Annotated in this window: 13 protein-coding genes; 4 read left to right on the top strand and 9 right to left on the bottom strand. The window is 61.1% G+C overall.

Translation table 11 applies throughout. The features are described 5' to 3' along the window. Positions 1-358: 358 nt before the first annotated feature. Positions 359-1,981 (bottom strand): chaperonin GroEL, encoded by a 1,623-nt coding sequence (gene groL, locus AC1DXM_RS03850; protein ID WP_477231824.1) that lies wholly within the window; start codon positions 1,979-1,981, stop codon positions 359-361. Positions 1,982-2,066: 85 nt separating this feature from the next. Here groL and AC1DXM_RS03845 point away from each other — a divergent pair, with 85 nt between their 5' ends. Beyond that, positions 2,067-2,645, top strand: coding sequence for a hydrolase (locus AC1DXM_RS03845; protein WP_477231823.1), 579 nt, complete (start codon positions 2,067-2,069; stop codon positions 2,643-2,645). A 366-nt stretch (positions 2,646-3,011) separates the two neighbouring features. Here AC1DXM_RS03845 and arcC read toward each other — a convergent pair whose 3' ends face one another. From arcC to arcD, 4 genes are read right to left on the bottom strand one after another with little or no spacing between them, the layout of a single operon-like run. Further along, positions 3,012-3,953 (bottom strand): carbamate kinase, encoded by a 942-nt coding sequence (gene arcC / locus AC1DXM_RS03840; protein WP_477231822.1) that lies wholly within the window; start codon positions 3,951-3,953, stop codon positions 3,012-3,014. A 1-nt stretch (position 3,954) separates the two neighbouring features. Then, positions 3,955-4,956: an ornithine carbamoyltransferase gene (gene argF, locus AC1DXM_RS03835; protein WP_477231821.1), complete on the bottom strand. Its 1,002-nt coding sequence runs from the start codon at positions 4,954-4,956 to the stop codon at positions 3,955-3,957. A gap of 17 nt (positions 4,957-4,973) precedes the next feature. Further along, entirely contained in the window at positions 4,974-6,188 is a 1,215-nt protein-coding gene (locus tag AC1DXM_RS03830) for an arginine deiminase (RefSeq protein ID WP_477231820.1), read from the bottom strand. A 13-nt stretch (positions 6,189-6,201) separates the two neighbouring features. Beyond that, positions 6,202-7,785, bottom strand: coding sequence for an arginine-ornithine antiporter (arcD, locus tag AC1DXM_RS03825; RefSeq protein ID WP_477231819.1), 1,584 nt, complete (start codon positions 7,783-7,785; stop codon positions 6,202-6,204). A gap of 117 nt (positions 7,786-7,902) precedes the next feature. Here arcD and AC1DXM_RS03820 point away from each other — a divergent pair, with 117 nt between their 5' ends. Both AC1DXM_RS03820 and AC1DXM_RS03815 read left to right on the top strand, forming a co-directional pair. After that, entirely contained in the window at positions 7,903-8,550 is a 648-nt protein-coding gene (locus tag AC1DXM_RS03820) for a BON domain-containing protein (protein WP_477231973.1), read from the top strand. Between the two features lie 73 nt (positions 8,551-8,623). Further along, a complete protein-coding gene (locus AC1DXM_RS03815) occupies positions 8,624-9,607 on the top strand; it encodes a zinc-dependent alcohol dehydrogenase family protein (protein ID WP_477231818.1) in 984 nt (327 codons plus the stop codon). 229 nt (positions 9,608-9,836) lie between these two features. Here the strand turns inward: AC1DXM_RS03815 and AC1DXM_RS03810 are convergent, their stop codons facing one another. Next, positions 9,837-10,319 (bottom strand): DUF2127 domain-containing protein, encoded by a 483-nt coding sequence (locus tag AC1DXM_RS03810; RefSeq protein ID WP_477231817.1) that lies wholly within the window; start codon positions 10,317-10,319, stop codon positions 9,837-9,839. Between the two features lie 575 nt (positions 10,320-10,894). Continuing rightward, the gene (locus AC1DXM_RS03805) at positions 10,895-11,281 is read right to left on the bottom strand and encodes a DUF302 domain-containing protein (RefSeq protein WP_477231816.1); all 387 of its coding nucleotides are present in this window, start codon (positions 11,279-11,281) and stop codon (positions 10,895-10,897) included. A gap of 161 nt (positions 11,282-11,442) precedes the next feature. On the opposite strand from AC1DXM_RS03805, the gene AC1DXM_RS03800 reads away from it, so the two are divergent. Next, a complete protein-coding gene (locus AC1DXM_RS03800; RefSeq protein WP_477231972.1) occupies positions 11,443-14,124 on the top strand; it encodes a bifunctional acetate--CoA ligase family protein/GNAT family N-acetyltransferase in 2,682 nt (893 codons plus the stop codon). 22 nt (positions 14,125-14,146) lie between these two features. On the opposite strand, the gene AC1DXM_RS03795 is transcribed toward AC1DXM_RS03800, so the two are convergent. Together AC1DXM_RS03795 and AC1DXM_RS03790 are read right to left on the bottom strand one after the other, a co-directional pair. Continuing rightward, on the bottom strand, positions 14,147-15,700 hold the full coding sequence (locus AC1DXM_RS03795) for a bifunctional aminoglycoside phosphotransferase/ATP-binding protein (RefSeq protein ID WP_477231815.1): 1,554 nt from the start codon (positions 15,698-15,700) through the stop codon (positions 14,147-14,149). 47 nt (positions 15,701-15,747) lie between these two features. Beyond that, positions 15,748-16,146, bottom strand: a complete 399-nt coding sequence (locus AC1DXM_RS03790; RefSeq protein WP_477231814.1) for a c-type cytochrome — start codon at positions 16,144-16,146, stop codon at positions 15,748-15,750. Between the last annotated feature and the right edge of the window lie 98 nt (positions 16,147-16,244).

The raw sequence follows: 16,244 nt of genomic DNA, 5'->3' as shown, positions 1-16,244 counted from the left end.
GCCTGTCCTGGCAGTTCATCTGCGCAATTCGTCGTCGACGGCCGTGTCGCCGTCCGACAGCCAATCCAGGATCCGCCGGGCTTGGTCCGCATTGAGGGAAGCCTGACGCCCGCAAAGCATGGCGTCGCTGCGTCCAATTGCACGCCTGTTCTCTAAAGTCTGCCGCAGGACGAGCACCCTCGGCTTTGCAAATTGCAACCGGTCCTTTCGAAAGACAGGAGAGCTTCCGGTGAGACGCCGGAGGCTGTCGCCAAGAGAGGCGGTTCCCTTGGATGGAAATAGGCGCAACGCGGCATTGCTGCGGCGAAAATCAGAAGAATCCTGGCGGGCCTGCTTGCGCCAATCAGCATCTCGCCGCCTACATCGTCATCTCTGGTTCGAGAGCGCGTTCCTTCGCCGGTTCCGGAATTTCGGTCATGGTGGCTTCGGTCAAGAGCAGAACGCTCGCGACCGAGACGGCGTTTTCCAGAGCGATGCGCACCACTTTGGTCGGATCGATGATGCCGGCCTCGACGAGGTCGACGTATTCTTTGCGTCCGGCGTCGAAGCCGAAATTGCCGGTGCCTTCAATCATCTTGGCAATAACAACGCCACCGTCGACGGCGGAGTTCTCGGCGATCTGCCGAACCGGTGCCTCAAGTGCCCGCTTGAGGATCTGCACGCCGGTCCGCTCGTCGCCTTCGCAATGCTGCTCCTCGTCAGCCACCGTTGTGATGCAGCGCAATAGGGCAAGGCCACCGCCTGGCACGATGCCTTCGGCGACCGCAGCCTTGGTGGCGCTGATGGCATCGTCGAGAGCTTCCTTTTTCGACTTCATTTCAGCCTCGGTCGGCGCGCCGACCTTGATGACGGCGACGCCGCCTGCGAGTTTGGCCAGCCGCTCCTGCAGCTTTTCGCGATCATAGTCGCTCGTGGTGTTGTCGATCTCGCGCCGAATCTGTTCGGCACGGGCCTTGATTGCCTTCGGGTCTCCGCTGCCGCCGATGATCGTCGTATTGTCCTTGTCGACGACCACGCGCTTGGCCCGCCCCAGCTGCTCCATCGTGACATTTTCCAGTTTGAGCCCGAGGTCCTCGGAGATGACCTGTCCGCCGGTCAGGATGGCGATGTCCTGCAGCATGGCCTTGCGACGGTCGCCGAAGCCGGGCGCCTTGACGCCGCAATTTTTGAACGTGCCCCGGATCTGGTTGACGATAAGCGTCGCAAGAGCCTCGCCTTCGACCTCTTCTGCAATCACCAGCAATGGCGAACCGGACTTCGCCACCGCCTCCAGCAGCTTGATAAGGTCGTTCAGCGAAGCAATCTTCTTCTCCACGATCAGCACCAGCGCGTCTTCAAGGACCGCTTCCATCTTCTCCGGATCGGTCACGAAATACGGTGACAGGAATCCGCGATCGAACTGCATGCCTTCGACAACCTCCAGAACCGTCTCCGTGGTCTTCGCTTCCTCGACCGTGATGACGCCTTCGCCGCCGACCTTCTCCATCGCCTCGCCGACCAGTTCACCGATGAGCGGGTCGTTATGCGCGGAGATCGTCGCCACCTGCTCCTTCTCGCGGCGGGTCGAGACCGGTCGGGATATCTGCTTGAGCGTCTCTATGGCCCGTTTTGTTGCACGATCGAGACCACGTTTGATATCGATCGCACTGGCGCCGGCGACAACGTTACGCACGCCGTCGGCAAATATAGCATGGGCCAGAATGGTCGACGTGCTGGTGCCGTCCCCGACCATGTCCCCGGTTTTCTCGGCCGCCTGCCTGAGCATCCGCGCGCCGAGATTCTCCTCGGGATCCTTCAGGTCGAATTCCTTGGCGATGGTCACCCCGTCATTGCAGACGATGGGAGCGCCCCACTTCTTTTCGATCAAAACCGATTTCGAGCGCGGCCCGAGCGTCACGCGCACGGCGTCGGCGAGCTGGGTTGCGCCACGCAGAATCTTTTCGCGCGCGGCTGAACGAAACAGTACCTGTTTGTGAGCCATGGCCATCTCCGAGAACTGTACCCTGGTTTAGCTAACAGGGTTCCGGTCTGTCGGCTTTGACACGCATCAATCGCGATCAAGGGCCATGTTGACGAAGATCAATGACGACGGGACGCGTTACCTGCGTGATGGGATCAATCCAATCTGGAGGAGGACTATGCGGACGAATGAAACGCCCCGATACGACGACAGCGTGAATACCACCGGTTGCTGCCCCAGGTTCAATCCCGAGGGCTGGGACGGTCAGGAACTGCACTTCAAGGGCAAGCGGTTTGTCAAAGCGAAAACCCATAGCGTCATGCACATCCCGATGAACATGGGCAGCGTGTTCGCGCGCGTTAACCAGCACATCGATGGCGTCGGGGCATCCGACCCCGATCAGTTCATCGTGCTGAGCAGAGAGATCTCACCCTGGAGCAGCGAGCATCTGTTTGCGGTTTCGAAAGCGGTCCCCGATGAGGAGATGACAACGCTGAGCGGTGACTTCCTGACGAAAGTATTTGAGGGCCCATACAGCCAGGCCAGGGAATGGCACGATGAGATGCAGCAGATCGCGTGCGATGGAAAATCAGAGCCAGGCGACGTATATTTCTTCTACACGACATGCCCGAAATGCGCCAAAGCCTACGGGAAGAACTATATTGTGGGCGTTGCGGCCATTTGAGTGGCGGCCTGAGGACGAACCCGGAGGTGAGAGACAATGCCAGCAATGTCCCGCTCCACCGAGGCTATCGTCGGAATAGAATCCGCGGCCGAGACCGTGTTTGCCTATCTTGATGACCACAGGCATCTGGGTGCCTATATGAGCACCTCGTCATGGATGATGCTCGGTTCGAAAATGGACTACGAATTCGATGCAGGTGAAGCCCGCTTGAGGCGACAGGTCCCGGCTTCGAGTCTTCATCGAATACAACCTGCCGGAAGCGGCACCGTCCCGTTGGCTTGGCCTGATCTTTGCGAATGCGTACGCGCGCTGGTGTACTGGCCGGAGGGCGAAAGACGCAGCCCGTTATTTCGCAACGGCGGGGGCTCAGGCAGTCCCTTCGACAGGCTGAGCGAGACGAGCGGCGGCTTCGAACCAGGTTCCGCTTTCACCTCTGACGATTTCGCTGGCATCATCGAGCTTGCCGATCGCTGCAGGTTTGCCCGTTGCATTAGCGAATTCGATTGCGGCGCTGACCTTGGGCCCCATGGAGCCCGCCGCAAAATCCCGCCCGGATATCTCCGTCGTTGCAACCCGACGGAGCGCCCGGGCGGTGGCGGTGCCGTAACCAGTATAGACCGCATCGACATCGGTCAGCATCAGCAGCATGTCGGCCTTCAGCTGACGCGCGAGAAGTGAACTCGCCAGATCCTTGTCGATGACCGCTTCCACGCCGCAAAGACTACCGTCGTCCCGGGCTATCACCGGAACGCCGCCGCCGCCGGTGCAGATGACGATCACGCCGCGCTCGACCAGGAACGAGATCACTGAAGCTTCCAGGATCACCAACGGCTTGGGCGAAGGCACCACGCGGCGCCATTTGTTCCCATCGGGGGCGATCTGCCAGTCGCGCTCGCTGGCAAGCCTGCGTGCGGTTGCCTCATCGTAGACGGGGCCGATAGGCTTCGTCGGGTGAGCGAAAGCCGGATCGTGCGGATCGACCTTAACCTGTGTCAGCAGGGTCGCAAACAGCCTCTCCTTGAGGAGGTTGCCGAGCTCCTGTTCAATGACGTAGCCGATCATCCCTGCGCTTTCGGCGCCAAGCACGTCGAGTGGAAAAGTCCCACCATCTGAAGTTGCCGCTGCCTGCAGGGCCAGAAGTCCCACCTGCGGGCCATTACCATGGGTGACGACAATCGAGTGCCCGTCGCTGATCAGATCCGCCAATACAGCCGCGGCGCGCACGATGTTGGCGCGCTGATTGCCGGCGGTCATCGGTTCTCCGCGACGCAACAGTGCGTTCCCGCCGAGCGCAACGACGATAAGCATCTCAGTTGCCGATCGTGGCGACGAGCAGGGCCTTGATCGTGTGCATCCGGTTTTCGGCCTGGTCGAAGACGATCGACGCGGCCGACTCGAACACCTCGTCGGTGACCTCCATGCAGTCGATGCCGTATTCTTTGGCGATGAAGGCCCCGATCTCGGTCTCGGTGTCGTGGAACGCCGGCAGGCAATGCATGAATTTGACGTGGGGGTTGCCGGCGGCGGCCATCACCTCGCTGGTGACCCGATATGGCGTCAAAAGGCGAATGCGCTCGGCCCAGCCCGATTTGTCCTCGCCCATCGACATCCAGACGTCGGTGTAGATGAAATCGGCGTCCTGGACGCAGCCCGTCACGTCCTCGTCGAGCCGGAAACGGCCACCGCTGCGTTCCGCCAGGTCCCTGACATGAGCGCAGAATTCCTCGTCCGGCCAGAGTTCCTTTGGCGAGGCGATGCGCATGTCGACGCCGACCTTGGCTGCTCCGAGTGCCAGCGACAGCGCGACATTGTCCCGGCCCTCACCGACGAAGGTGACGGTCATGTCCGAAAGATGCTTGTGCGTAAATTCACGCATGGTCATCAAATCGGCGAGGATCTGCGTCGGATGCGCCTCGTCTGTGAGACCGTTATAGACCGGCACGCCGGCATGCGCGGCAAGCAGTTCGGCCTGGTGCTGGCCAAAGCCGCGATACTCGATCGCATCATACATGCGGCCGAGCACGCGCGCTGTGTCCTTCATGGATTCCTTGTGACCGATATGGCTGCCAGTGGGGCCGAAATAAGTGACGTGAGCGCCCTGGTCATAGGCCGCCACTTCGAACCCGGTGCGTGTGCGCGTCGAGTCCTTTTCGAAGATCAGCGCGATGTTCTTCCTGACAAGACGCGGAATTTCGTGCCCGGCGAGCTTGGCGGCCTTGAGGTCAGCGGCCAGTTTCAGAAGAAATCGGATTTCGTCGGCCGTGAGATCGTCCAGCGTGAGCACGGAGCGACCGTGAAGATTGATCGACATGGGGATTTCCTTTCGGGTCAGATCGGGTCACGGGCAATCGGACAGGTCATGCAGTGCCCGCCGCCGCGGCCGCGGCTGAGTTCGGCGCCTTCGACCGTGATCACTTCAATCCCGGCACGGCGCAGCAGCGTGTTGGTGTAGACGTTGCGGTCGTAGCCGATGACCACGCCGGGCTCGACCGCAACGACATTGTTGCCATCGTCCCATTGCTCGCGCTCGGCCTCGTAACGGTCGCCGCCCGTGGCGATGATCCTCAGGGACTTCAGCCCAAGTGCTTCCGCAACCACCTCGGTGAACGGTTTTTTCTCATCGGTGACCTCAACCGCCGACTTTCCGCCGCCTGGCCGTAGCGAGAAGGTGCGCAGCTGCTCGACCACTGGCGGATACATGGTCGCCAAATCGCGGTCGCAGAAAGTGAAGACGGTATCGAGATGCATGAAACTGCGGTCCCGCGGCATCAGCGCGGCAATCACATGCGTGGCTTCGCCGGCTGCGAACAGGCTGCGGGCGAGGTCGCCCACCGCTTGTGGCGTGGTGCGCTCTCCCATGCCGATGAGAACCGTTCCGCCACCAATCGGCATGACATCACCGCCTTCGAGGCTGGTGCCTGTTCCCAAATCCGGTGAAACAAAGGGGACGCCGCTGTCGCGAAAGCGAGGGTGGAAGCGATAGACGGCTTCGACATTGGCCGCTTCCGGGCGCCTAGCGGGCCAGTACATGGCGTTGACCGAAACCGAAGCGTAAATCCAGCATGAGCTGTCGCGGGTGAAAAGCTGGTTTGGCAGCGGCGGCAGCACGAAATCCTGGGGGGCGAGCGTCCTTCCGGTCAGGCCTTTGGGCTCGAAAGGAAGCTCCGCCCGGGCAATGCCGCCGACAAGGTAAGACGCCAGTTGCTCCGACGGCATCTCGTTGAGCCATCCGCGCAGCTCGTCGACCATGTCGAGCCCGACGACGCCGGGATGGACCCGGCGGTCAAGAAGCCAGTCGCGTGCCTTGGTCAGGCCCATTGTCTCAGCCAGGAGCTCCCCGAAGGAATGCACGAGCACGCCGCGTTCGCGCAACGCATCGACGAAGACGTCGTGCTCCTGGCGGGCCCGCTTCACCCACAGCACGTCGTCGAACAGCAGCGCCTTGCAGTTCTCCGGCGTCAGCCTGCGCAGGCTGAGATCCGGACGATGGACCATCACCTCACGCAGACGCCCGACCTCGGAATGGACACCCAGGCTTGTCATCGCGTCAATCCTCTCACAGCGGGCTGACGGCGCCGGTCCACATCTCGTAAACGGCGAGAATGGCGACGGCGACGAGGGCTGCGGCGAGTACCGCTTCGGTAGGATGGAACACGCGCTGATTGGTTTCGCGGCGCGCCCAGATGTAGAAGAGGATGCCGGGAGCATAGAGGATCGCGCACATGAACAGGTATGCGGGACCCGCCGCGTAGACGAGCCACAGCCCGTAGACCGTCGCCAGCAGGCCGGCGAAAAGCGGACCGGCGCGTTGCTCGCCGGTCTCGTAGCTCTCTCCGGTCAGCGCAAGCTTGGCCGCGTAAGCTCCCGAAAAGATGTAAGGAACCAGGATCGCGGCAGACGCGATGTAGAACAGCGCCTGGTAGGTGCTCTGCGCGAAAAGGGTGATCACCAGGAAGGCCTGGACGAGTAGGTTTGTGATCAGAAGCGAGATCGACGGCACGCCGCGATCGCTTTCGCGGCCGAAGAATTTAGGCATCGTGCCGTCCTTGGCGGCGACGTGCGGAATTTCGGCAGCAAGCAGCGTCCAGCTCAGGAAGGCGCCGACCACGGACACGACAAGCGCGATGTTGATGAGGATGGCGCCCCAGGGGCCGACAACCGCCTCCAGCACACCGGCCATCGATGGGTTCTTCAGTACGGCGAGTTCGGGTTGGTTCAGGATGCCGAGCGATAGCAGCGACACCAGGGCATAGAGCGCGAGGCAGGTGAAGAAGCCGAGAACTGTCGCGGTGGCGATGTCTTTGCGGCGCTCGGCACGGCCGGAAAATACGCTGGCGCCTTCGATGCCGATGAACACCCAAAGCGTCACCAGCATCGTGCTCTTCACCTGTGCGGTGATCGAGCCGAGACTGGCGTTGCCCAGACCGGTGAAATCGAGCGACCAGACCTGTAGTTGGAAGGCGACGGCAACAACCCCGACGAACAGGACGATCGGAGCGATCTTTGCCACCGTGACGATGAGGTTCACGACCGCTGCCTGCCGGATGCCGGCGAGAACCAGGACGTGGATCAGCCACAGCAGGATCGATGCACCGAGCACCGCCTGCCAGGTGTTTCCATCGCCGAAGGCCGGAAAGAAATAGGACAGGGCGCTGAACACGATCACTGCGTAGGAAACGTTGCCGACCCAGGCGCTGATCCAGTACCCCCAGGCGCTGTTGAAGCCGATGAAGGGGCCGAAGCCGGCCTTGGCGTAAGCATAGGGGCCGGCATCGAGCTCGGGCTTGCGGGTCGCAAGCGATTGATAGACGAAAACCAACGCCAGCATACCGACCGCGGTGATGGCCCAGCCAATCAGGATCGCGAGGGGACCGGCACCTGCTGCCATGTTCTGCGGCAGGCTGAACACGCCGGAGCCGACCATGGAACCGACAACCAATGCGGTCAGGGAACCCAGTCGAAGTTTCGTTGGCGCCGCAGTCGCCACTTTCGGAACAGGGATGTTTAAATCAGCCGTAGTCACGATGCTCTCCCAGGTTTGAGGCTCTGATGGGAGGCAATGAACAGGAAGATGGGGCTGCCAGCTTTGATGCCGGTCAAATAAGAATTTGATTTCCAAAGGTGTGAGTTGAGGGTTCACGTACCTCACTCGACCAGAGATCGTTTGATCCTCGTCAACGTCAACACGAAATCGCCTCTTCATATTCAGGCTGTTCAATCCAGCGAGCGCGGCCCGCTCCCAAGCAGAGGTGCAATCATGAACAACAATATCTTGAGGCAGGACATCATCGATGAGCTGGAGTTTCAGCCGAGCATCGACGCGGCCAATATCGGCGTCGCGGTTGACAACGGCGTGGTCACTTTGACCGGCCATGTGTCGACCTATGCGCAGAAGGCAACCGCGGAAGAGGCGGTACGCCGCGTCAAGGGTGTGAAGGGTATCGCGCAGGAAATCGAAGTGCGGCCTGTCGGCAGCAATCTGACGGCCGACGACGAGATTGCCAAGCGCGCTCTGCACTCGATCAGTTGGAACACCGTCGTTCCCGACGGAGCGGTACAGGTCAGGGTCCAGAATGGCTGGGTGACGCTCACCGGCAAGGTGGAGTGGCAGTATCAGAGATCCGCAGCCTACGCCGCCATTCGATATCTGGCTGGCGTGCTCGGCGTGCACAACAGCATCGAGGTGCTGCCACACGCAACGGCGCCCGATGTGAAAAAGCGCATCGAGGATGCCTTGAAACGCAGCGCGGAAGTCGAGTCGAAAGCGATAGAAGTGAACGTGTCCGACGGCAAGGTTACCTTGAAGGGCAAGGTCAACAGTTGGGCCGAGCGTCGCACCACAGAGCGCGCTGCCTGGGCGGTGCCCGGCGTGCGTATGGTCGAAGATCACCTTACAATCGCTTGACGCATCGGAACGTCTAAGAGAAGCGGATCACCATCCGCTTCCCGTGTTCCTTACGGCACGCTCAGGAGCAGTCATGAGAGCAATGGTGCTCGAAAGGGCCGGCGCCCCTCTCAAGCTGGTCGACAGACCCGATCCTGTACCTGGACCGGGCGAGATAAGGCTGAAAGTCGAGGCATGCGCGGTCTGCCGGACCGATCTGCATGTGGTTGACGGTGATCTGCGTCATCCGAAATTGCCGCTCATCCCCGGCCACGAGATCGTCGGCGTCATCGATTCCGTCGGTAAAGGCGTCGCACGTTACCGAATCGGACGCCGCGTTGGCGTAGCCTGGCTCGGGCACACTTGCGGCCATTGTCCGTACTGCCTCGAAGGGAGTGAAAATCTCTGCGATCAGCCAGATTTTACCGGCTACACACGCGACGGCGGTTTCGCCAGCCATGTGGTTGCTGATGCGCGCTTCGCCTTCGATCTGGATTCGGATGCCGACCCCGTGTCCTTGGCGCCGTTGCTTTGCGCTGGGTTGATCGGCTGGCGATGCCTGAAGAAAGCCGGCGACGGCAAGCGGCTCGGGATTTTCGGCTTCGGCGCCGCCGCGCATATCGTCGCCCAGATAGCGATCTGGCAAGGTCGTGAAGTCTTTGCCTTCACCCGGCCCGGTGACAGTGAAGCACAGAAATTCGCTCGCTCGCTTGGTGCGACCTGGGCAGGCGGTTCGGACGAATCTCCGCCCAGACAGCTCGATGCCGCCATCATCTTCGCTCCTGTCGGTGACCTGGTGCCGATCGCGCTTGGTGCCGTCCGCAAGGGCGGCCGGGTGGTTTGCGGCGGCATCCACATGAGCGACATTCCGGCGATGGCCTATGAGCTGCTTTGGGAAGAGCGTGAACTGGTGTCGGTGGCAAACCTGACGCGCCTCGACGCGGAAGAGTTCTTTCCCATTGCCAAGCGCGCGCGGGTGCACACGCACACCAAGGTTTACCCTCTGGAACAGGCCAATCAGGCATTGGACGATCTGAGGCAAGGGAGATTGAGCGGCGCCGCCGTCCTGGTGCCATGATCCGAGCCACAGCGGGAAGACAAAGACGATGTGCTCCGCCCAGACGATCGCTTCGGTCTTGCCCTTGCTTCCAAGCAGGCGCCTCATCTGATGAGAGGAAGTGTTAGCGGCTTCAACGAAGGGACGCGGAGGCCTCCGAACGAAGAGGTCACCGGTTCGTGTCAGGAGCGCCCGGTTCGACATGAGCCCTATTGTGCTGATCCGCAGGCGCCTGGAGAGAGTTGTGCGTTCATCTCGGCTTGTGTTGCCGTACCACTTTCCACTCATGCCAGATCAGCACCATGACGATCGCGTCGAAGAGGGTAAGGACAAGCAGGCCCAACGAATGGGTGTAGGAATAGCGATACACCTGGTAGATCATGAATGCGCCCAATGCAGCGAGCGAAGCCGGATACGACCACAGCTTGCCTCTCAAAAGCCCGATAACCAAGAGCAGCTTTATCAGGCCGTGGCTGAGCAGGTAGAAGGCGTAGAAATGCTCGCTGGCGACGGAAAAATGGCTCGCCATCTGCGACAGATGGCCGGCAATGAAATCATTCGGATCTTCGATCAGTTCGTCCTGCGTGACGGCATTGACCCAAGCGGCAATTGTGTCGGTGCTGACGACATAAAGCAGGAGCCCGCCGACGCATTCGATCAGGGCGTGCGCACCCTTGAGCCAGACTCCAATCTCGAAAATCTGATGGATACGGCGCTCATCGACAGGCTTCACAATGCACCTCGCGGTCAACAACGGAACCAGACAATGGACGCAGCCCTCAGGCGACAACGAGTCGAACGTAGACCAGGACCAGCCATCACTCCATGTCCATCACCGTCAGAAAGGGCGAAGCCGGCATCATATCGGCAACAGTAAATTGTCGCTTGGCGTCACCCATCATGCCTTGTACAGAATCTTCCTCTTTTGTGCCCCTCATCCTATCGGGCGGAAGAGCCCGTCTCATATGCCAAGAGCGTTGTGTTGCTGTCGCTTGCCTTTGTTGGCCGTAAGATCGTCGAAAAAGGCGGCCCCGTGGGTCCGGCACGGGTAAAACCGGTCACCAAGGAGAACGCGACGACGCGTCGCTGCGGTCCAGCGGCCAAGGATAGCTCCAAACCTTCATCGGCACCTGCGCGCCGCTTTCGCCAAGCATCCAACGCAATGACCGCGATGAGGTTGCCTAAGAGTGCGCAAGAGCCGTTACCGCGACCCCACATTGTGCGCGCTACTCGGCGGCTGCCATCGTCGGTGTGGCGACCGAAGCGAACACGCTTGGCTCGACAATCGGAACTACAACGCGGACGCCCTTAGAGTTCGCGGACCATCTCCTCAAGCAGGCGACGCACATCGTTTGCGGCCTGGGCCAGCTCGCGATTATCAATGGCGCCCATCGAGGCGACCGGATCCACTGCTGCGACCTCTACCTTTCCTGGTCCGACCTCGGTGACGATGACGTTGCAGGGCAGCATGGTCCCGACCTTGTCATCTGCCTGCAGCGCGCGCCAAGCGAAGTGCGGATTGCAGGCGCCCAGAATAACGTATGGCTTGAAATCGGCGCCCAGCTTGGCTTTCATCACTTGCTGCACGTCGATCGAGGTCAGAACGCCAAAGCCTTTGTTTGCGAGCTTGTTGATCACATGGTTGATTGCCGTGGCGAACGGCATATCGACGATCTTGCTGAAATAGTAGCTCATCAACTCTCCAATCGTTGACCGCAAGCGCTCACGGCACTGCGCGAACGGTCGCCCGGAACCTCGCGCAACAGTTAATCGGGATCCCCGGACGAGGCTTTGATCCAACGCAACGAAGGGACAGAATCGATGGTGATTATTGCCCACGAACAGGAGACATGCGGGTGACGATCCGAAATCTCGAACATGCGTTCGCCCCGAAGTCGGTTGCGGTGTTCGGGGCGTCGGTGCGCGACGGCTCTGTCGGGCGTGTCGTCTTCGACAACATCGTCAATGGCGGTTTCGAAGGCGAGATCTGGCCCGTCAACCCGAAATATTCAAAAGTGGCTGGTCGACGCTGCCACGCGAAGGCGGCCGACCTGCCAAGCATACCTGATCTCGGTATCATCGTGACGCCGCCGGCTACGGTTCCCGGCATCGTCCGTGATCTCGCTGAGAAGGGTACGCGGGCGGCGGTTGTTATCACCGCGGGGCTGACGCGCGAGAACGGCTTGCGTCAGGCGATGCTCGACGCTGCCAAGCCCACGCTCTTTCGCATCATCGGGCCGAACACGGTCGGGCTAATGATCCCGCCGGTGAAGCTTAATGCCGGATTTGCGCATATGGCCGCCAAGCCTGGCAACATCGCGCTGCTGTCGCAATCTGGCGCTATTGCCACGTCGCTGATTGACTGGGCGGCAGACAACAATGTCGGCTTCTCTCAGATTATCTCGCTCGGTGACATGGCGGATGTCGACGTGGGAGATTGTCTCGACATGCTGGCGGGCGACATGCACACGCGCGCCATCGTGATGTATCTCGAAACAATTCCCAATCCGCGCAAGTTCATCTCGGCCGCCCGTGCGGCGGCGCGGATCAAGCCGGTGATCGCAATTAAATCGGGTCGGCACGAGCAATCGGCCAAAGCGGCTGCGACCCACACCGGAGCGCTGTCGGGGGCTGATCGTGTCGTCGATGCGGTATTGCTGCGCGCAGGCATCCTGCGTGTCAAAGGCCTGACCGAGCTGTTTGATGCCGCTGAAACGATCGCCCGCTTTACTCCGCTCAAACGGGCCCGCGTCGGCCTCGTCACCAATGGCGGCGGGGCAGGGGTATTGGCCATCGATCAACTCATGGAGTGCCAAGGGGAACTGGCCGCGCTATCACCCGCCACCATCGAACGCCTGAATGCCGTATTGCCTCCAACATGGTCGCACGCCAATCCGGTCGACATCATCGGCGATGCCCCGCCGGAGCGCTACAGGGCCGCCGTCGAAGCTGCAGCGGCCGACCCCGGAACGGACGTCGTCCTGGTGATGAATTGTCCAACGGGGCTGGGCTCGCCACTTGCCGCGGCAAGCGCGGTAGCGGAACTCACAAGGCAAGGGATGATCGCCGGCAAACCGGTCCTGACGTGCTGGCTCGGTGAACACACGGCGCGCGCCGGGCGGCAAATCCTTCAGGATGCCGGCATTGCCAGTTTCGAAACGCCGGCTGACGCAGCAACGGCCGTCTCCTACCTCAGCGAATGGTCGCGTGCCCAGCGGGCACTGATGCGCACTCCGTCGAGCCTTAGCGAGGACGTGACGAGCGATCGGGAAGCCGTGCTTGCCATATTCAGGCAGGTCGCGAGGGAAGGGCGGCGAATGCTGACCGAGCCCGAAGCCAAGGCGGCAATATCCGCCTACGGCATCCCGGTAGCCGAAACGATAGTTGCCAGATCTGCGGCGGAAGCGGAAGCCGCGGCGGGCCGGCTCCTCAAGACGTCTGAACAGGTCGTCGTCAAACTCTTGTGCAAGGCGATCTCGCACAAGTCGGACATTGGCGGGGTGGTGCTTGGCATCGCTGACGCCGCTGTCGCCGGCGATGCCGCACGCGCGATCGAAGCGCGCGTGCGCAGCCATGCACCGCAAGCCGATGTCGAAGGCTATGCCGTTCAGCCGATGGTGGCTCGGAAACAGGCGCAGGAACTCATCCTCGGCATGAGCCGGGATCCGATCTTCGGGCCGGCCATCCTGTTTGGAGCTGGCGGCGTGGCGGTCGAGGTGATGAACGACACGGCGATCGCGTTGCCACCGCTCGACGACGTTCTTGCCGGTGACCTGATCGCGCAAACGCGGATCGGCCGCCTGCTTGCCGGGTTTCGCGATCGCAAGCCCGCGAACCGGCAAGCGATCATTGCAGCACTCAACGGCCTGTCGCAGATGATCGTCGACTTTCCGTGCCTGGTTGCGGTGGACATCAATCCGCTGCTGGCCGACGCCGAGGGCGTGGTTGCGCTCGACGCCCGCATCGAGATCGAGCCGGAACGCGTGGAGGAGGCGGGGCCTAACCCCGCACTTGCCATCAGGCCTTATCCTTCGGGTTGGGAGAAGGAGTTTTTGGGAGGCAGCACGCACTATCACATCCGGCCGATCAAGCCGGCCGACATCGCTCTCTATCCGGAATTCCTTGCCAGGATTTCGCCTGACGATCTGCGTATGCGCTTTCTGTCGCCAAGCAAGAGCTTTTCCGACCAGATGTTGAAGCGGTTCACCCAACTCGACTACGACCGCAACATGGCTTTCGTTGCGCTGGAGACAGGCACCGGCGCTTTGGCGGGCATCAGCCGACTCTCCTGCGATCCCGACCACCTTCGCGCCGAGTACGCCTTGCTGGTGCGTTCGGATCTGCAGGGGCACGGCCTGGGCTGGGCATTGCTCAGGCAGATCGTTGATTATGCAAAGGCCGACGGGATCGGCCGGATCGAAGGCATCGTGCTCAGCGAGAACACGAGGATGCTGGCCATGTGCCGCGAATTCGGCTTCTCGATCGCCCATCTTCAGGACGAACCCGGTCTTGTCGAGGCCCAGCTCCAACTGCGTTAAGGTCGATCATCTGCCGTACCTTTCAGGAGGCCGTGCGCAGGGTCTCGGGCGCATCGCTGTGGGAAAACCTTCTCAGCTCTTTCACGATATCAGTAAGCTTCCGATCGGCATTGATCCTGCGCCAGCTCGTTTGGGTGGCATCTCGCTGCAATTGCCGCGAGAGGATATCTATGGTGGCGTCGGAAGGGCCACCCTTGCGCTCGCTGACCCGTTGCCACAGAACAAGCGGATCCGCTTCCAACCAGAACCCGGCAAAAGCCACACCCCTGGCGCTTGCCGCCTTCTCGATATGGTTACGATCGGCGGGCCTGTCAAACACGGCATCAGCGACAACCGATCCACCCTCCGCAAGGATCAGACCTGCGCGCCATGCCATTTCGCTATAGACGCGGGCGGATACCTCGGGTCGATAGGCTCTGTCCGGCAGCCTGGTCTCAGCGGGCACCCCATGCATCGCTTTGCGGATGCGGTCGCTTTCGACAATGCGGGCGCCGGGTGGCGCTCCGATATAAACCGCGAGCGCCTCAGCGACCGTCGTCTTGCCGGAGCCGCTGAGGCCGCCGATGGCAACGAGCTGCGGCGGTGTTTGCTGGAGAAATGTTCGGGCAAGGTCGAAATAGGATCTGGCCTCTGCGATCAATTTGTCGGAGTCGGCGCTGCCTTCCTCGACCTGGGTTGCGGTGACATGGGCGCGTACGGCAGCCCGCACCGCCATGAAAAAGGGCAGCAGGATAAATCCGTCCTCGTCGTCGGCTTCGTCGAGATAGCGGTTCATCACAAGATTGGCGAGCTGGGGAAACCCGCGATGCCAAAGGTCCATCAACAGGAAGGCAAGGTCGTAGAGGACGTCGATGCTGGCGATCTGGTCGTTGAATTCGATGCAATCGAAGAGGCGGGGCTCGCCGTCGAAAAGGCAGATGTTGCGCAGATGCAGATCGCCATGGCACCGACGGATCTTGCCCGCGGCTTCCCGGCGGTCCAGCAATCCGGAATGCCGGGTGATGGCCGTGCGGAAGGCCTCGGCAAAAGTCTCGATCTCGGGTTTTGTGAACACATGACTGGTGGCAAAGCCGGCCTCGTTGATGTCAAGTACACCTGCCAGATTGGAAGAGCCGCTGCCATTGTGGACCGTCGGCGCCGTACGGTGGTAGCCCACGATCATGCGCGCAACCGCAGTCATCAACGCTGGCGTCAATTTTCCCGCGGTTGCCATGCTGTCGAGAAGCTTCGATTGGTCGAAGCGGATCATCTCGATCGCCGCATCGACCATTTGTCCGGTGCCATCGAAAGCCAACTTGCCGTCCGCCTCACGCGTGATATGCCGCACCCCCAGGTAAAGGCCGGGCGCGGTCTTCGAGTTGAGTTCCACCTCTTTGTCGCAAGCGGCCAGCCTTAGGGCCGGCGCCGAGAAATCCACATAAGGCAGCTTGACCGCCCGCTTCATCTTGTAGGCACGCTGGCCAGTTAGAAAAATGCGCGAGATATGGGTTTCGATCGCCTCGACAGGTCCGGCCGCACCATACGAGGAAGGGTCAAGCAGAAACGCGACGGCAGCTTGCTGGTCGTCAACGATCATTTACGCCTCCTTCGTGTCTGCACCACGCAACATTGTCCCTTCGGGAGCTATTGCTGCAGCGTCTGCACATAACCGGCCAACTCATGGATCCGTTCCTCGGTGACGATTTCGCCAGCGTTGGGGCCGTATCTCTTCACGTCGGCAGGCAGAAACTGGTTGCCCCATACCGGCATGTCGCGCTCGCCATGCGCCGGCACCATTACGCGGCCGTCGATCACGGCGTAGACGCGCCAGTAAGGGAATTCACCGCCATTGCGCCTGGAGATGCGCGTCAAGTCGCTGGGGCGCTGCATCAGTTCGTCGCCCAACGGTCCATCGCCCTTGCCGTCCGGGCCATGGCAGACGGCGCACGAGTTCATGTATTCGGACTTGGCGTCGCCGAGGTCCTGCGCACTGGCCGTCTCGAAGATCATGCCAGCGAGAGCCGCTCCGATCAGGAATTTCATCAGTGGTTTCCCTCATTGATTGCCTGAAGCCTACAGCTTTGGCTGGCCAACACGTTGATGCGGATCAAATGGCCACCACAGCCGACGTTTGACCCAGC

Source organism: Mesorhizobium sp. P3_A2, assembly GCF_056403115.1.
Note: the sequence above shows the minus strand (reverse complement) of the source record. Positions and strands in the feature narration are given on the sequence as shown.

Coding starts and splice junctions, on each gene's coding strand:
- groL (WP_477231824.1), bottom strand. CDS start 1,981: ATGGCTCACAAACAGGTACTGTTTCGTTCAGCCGCGCGCGAAAAGATT.
- AC1DXM_RS03795 (WP_477231815.1), bottom strand. CDS start 15,700: ATGATCGTTGACGACCAGCAAGCTGCCGTCGCGTTTCTGCTTGACCCT.
- AC1DXM_RS03820 (WP_477231973.1), top strand. CDS start 7,903: ATGAACAACAATATCTTGAGGCAGGACATCATCGATGAGCTGGAGTTT.
- AC1DXM_RS03830 (WP_477231820.1), bottom strand. CDS start 6,188: ATGACAAGCCTGGGTGTCCATTCCGAGGTCGGGCGTCTGCGTGAGGTG.
- arcC (WP_477231822.1), bottom strand. CDS start 3,953: ATGCTTATCGTCGTTGCGCTCGGCGGGAACGCACTGTTGCGTCGCGGA.
- AC1DXM_RS03805 (WP_477231816.1), bottom strand. CDS start 11,281: ATGAGCTACTATTTCAGCAAGATCGTCGATATGCCGTTCGCCACGGCA.
- AC1DXM_RS03790 (WP_477231814.1), bottom strand. CDS start 16,146: ATGAAATTCCTGATCGGAGCGGCTCTCGCTGGCATGATCTTCGAGACG.
- AC1DXM_RS03815 (WP_477231818.1), top strand. CDS start 8,624: ATGAGAGCAATGGTGCTCGAAAGGGCCGGCGCCCCTCTCAAGCTGGTC.
- argF (WP_477231821.1), bottom strand. CDS start 4,956: ATGTCGATCAATCTTCACGGTCGCTCCGTGCTCACGCTGGACGATCTC.
- AC1DXM_RS03845 (WP_477231823.1), top strand. CDS start 2,067: ATGTTGACGAAGATCAATGACGACGGGACGCGTTACCTGCGTGATGGG.